Annotated in this window: 2 protein-coding genes and 1 pseudogene; 1 reads left to right on the top strand and 2 read right to left on the bottom strand. The window is 75.2% G+C overall.

The genetic code is table 11. From position 1 onward, the window contains the following. The first annotated feature begins 438 nt into the window (after positions 1–438). On the top strand, positions 439–1,239 hold the full coding sequence (locus tag ABD308_RS03635; protein WP_344325416.1) for a helix-turn-helix transcriptional regulator: 801 nt from the start codon (positions 439–441) through the stop codon (positions 1,237–1,239). 92 nt (positions 1,240–1,331) lie between these two features. Here ABD308_RS03635 and ABD308_RS03640 read toward each other — a convergent pair whose 3' ends face one another. Beyond that, entirely contained in the window at positions 1,332–2,033 is a 702-nt protein-coding gene (locus ABD308_RS03640) for a maleylpyruvate isomerase family mycothiol-dependent enzyme (protein ID WP_344325419.1), read from the bottom strand. A 41-nt stretch (positions 2,034–2,074) separates the two neighbouring features. Then, positions 2,075–2,436, bottom strand: a pseudogene (locus tag ABD308_RS03645) (NAD-dependent epimerase); the annotation flags it as partial.

Raw genomic sequence — 2,436 nt, forward strand, 5'->3', positions numbered from 1 at the left:
GCTGTTCTCCGGCGAGCTGCTGCCCGGGCCGGTCCGGGAGCTGGTGGCCGCCGAGGTCGCCCGCTGGGACGGCACCGACCCCGGCCTCGGCCGGGCCTGGCTGGACGCCCCGCTGACCGGGCTGGCGCCGGACGAACGCCCGCTGGGCGAACTCGCCCTGCTCACCGCGCTGGCCTCCTACCGGGTCGACGAGCGCGTCGTCGCCGCCGCGCGGAAGGCCGGCGCGGGCGACCGGGAAATCCTCGCGGCCGCCTCCTGGGCCGCCCTGCTGGCGGCCCGCCGGCGCATTCGCCACCTCCTGTCCGACAACTGAATCCCGGATCCCCGCCCTTTCCCCCGTTCGGCAACTTCTCCGCGCTTCGCCAAGCGCCGTGCAATCGATGGCCAGACATCCCTCAAGAACGCCACCAATTCATCGGACGAGGTTGGAGAGATGCAATGCAGATCGCTGTTGAACGCGCGATAGAGACGATGTGGAACCGGTACGAGGAACCACTCTCGCTCGACGAGATCGCGAACACGGCGATCCTCAGCAAGTTCTATTTCTCCCGGGTCTTCCGCAATCTCACCGGCACCTCCCCCGGACGGTTCCTCTCCGCCGTCCGGCTGCACCAGGCGAAAACCATGCTGCTGGAGACCGACCTCAGCGTCACCGAAATCTCCTACCGCGTCGGGTACAACAGCCTCGGCACCTTCACGAGCCGCTTCACCCGCAGCGTCAGCCTCTCCCCCGCGCGCTACCGGGCGCTGGCCAGAGCCGGCCTGCCCGAACGCGGCGGTCACCCCGGCACCGGCACGGCGCCCCACCCCGACGGCGTCCGGCGCACCTGCGCGGTGAACGGCGGCATCCAGTCACCGGACACCGGGCAGCCGGTGCGGATCTACGTCGGCGCGTTCCGCGAGCCCATCGTGCAGGGCCGCCCGGTCGCCTGCGAGATCCTGGACGGGCCCGGCCCGTTCACGCTGCGGGTGCCCGAGGGCATCTGGTTCATCCGGGCGGCCGTGGTCGCCGCGAGCGACTTCCCGGCCCCGCCCTGGGAGCGGCGGCCGCTGCTGGTCGCCTCGGGCCCCGAGCTCTGTGTGCGCCACGGCCACGACAACGCGCCGGTGAAGCTGGCTGCCCGCCAGCTCACCCCGCTGGACCTGCCGATCCTGCTGGCGCTGCCGGAGCTCGACTCCCTGCAGCGGCCCGCCGCCGACGCCGCCCCGGTGCGGGTGCCCGCCCTGACCGGGACGTGAGGGGCCGCCGCAAGGGGAACGGGCGGGGCCGCCNNCGCCGTACCCGTTCGCCGTACCCGTTCGCCGTACCCGTTCGCCGTGCCCGGTCCCGCTCAGCGCCCGGCGAGCGGCTCCACCTCGGCCGGGGGCGGCGCGAACGGCCCCCAGGCGAACGCCTCCGCCCACCGCCCGGCCGGTCCTCCGGACCACTCCAGGTCCTCGATCTGCGGCCGGGTGCGGCGGCCGGTCAGCGACCGGAACACGTCCACCGCCGCCCCGCGCACGGTCGCGGCGGGGTCGCCCTCGCCCACCACCCAGGACCGCTCCGGGGTCTCGATCCGCAGCGCCGGCAGCCCGCCGCCCTGCACCGCCAGGCCGAAGCCCAGGGTGGTCAGGTCGAGCGCCCCGTCGAACGCGGGGTGCGCGGTCGGCTCGACGGGCGCGCCCAGCCCCTGCCGCAGGTCCAGCTCGTGCGAGAACACGTCCAGCAGCAGGATCCGCCGCCGCAGCTCCGGGGTGCGCTCCAGGGCGGCCGGCAGCGCCTCGTCCAGACCCTCCCAGCGGTCGAGCAGCGCGGCCGCCGGAACGTCCTCCAGCGGGACCAGGTCGATCTGGCTGTCCTCCAGGGCGACGAAGGACTCGCAGATGTGCACCAGGTGCCCGACCAGGTCCCGCACGCTCCACTCCGGGCAGGCCGGCACGCCGACGGCGGCCGGGTCCGGCAGCCCGGCCACCAGGGCGGCGATCGCCCGCCGGCTGCGCCGGTAGGCCTGGAGCTGCTCGTCCGGGTCGTGCTGGGTGTGCGCCGCTGTCATGGTGCTCTCCTCCGGTTCCCGGGCGCCGTGCGGCGCCGCCGTCATGATGCGGTCCGTTCGCCCGCGGCACCGGCCTGACGCTTCGTCAGCAGACCGGTGCGGTACAGCCAGTGGACGGTGTCGGCCATCGTCTCCTCGACCGGCCGGGGCGCCGGGGCGGCCGTCGCGTCCGCCGCGACGGGCACCGCGTGCACGCAGGTGTAGGCCGCGCCGTACTCGGCCGGGATGTGCCAGGCCCACCAGCGCTGCAGGGCGTCGGCGAGCCGGGCCGCCGGCAGCATGGCCCGGCCGGGCAGCCGGGCGGCGGGCAGGGCGCGGCCGGTGACCGAACGCAGCGCCGCCAGGTAGTCGGCGGTGCCGAGGAAGCGGTTAGGGGTGAAGACCCGGGCCGGGGTCCGCGGCG

Source organism: Kitasatospora putterlickiae, assembly GCF_039527695.1.
GTDB classification, from domain to species: Bacteria; Actinomycetota; Actinomycetes; order Streptomycetales; family Streptomycetaceae; genus Kitasatospora; species Kitasatospora putterlickiae.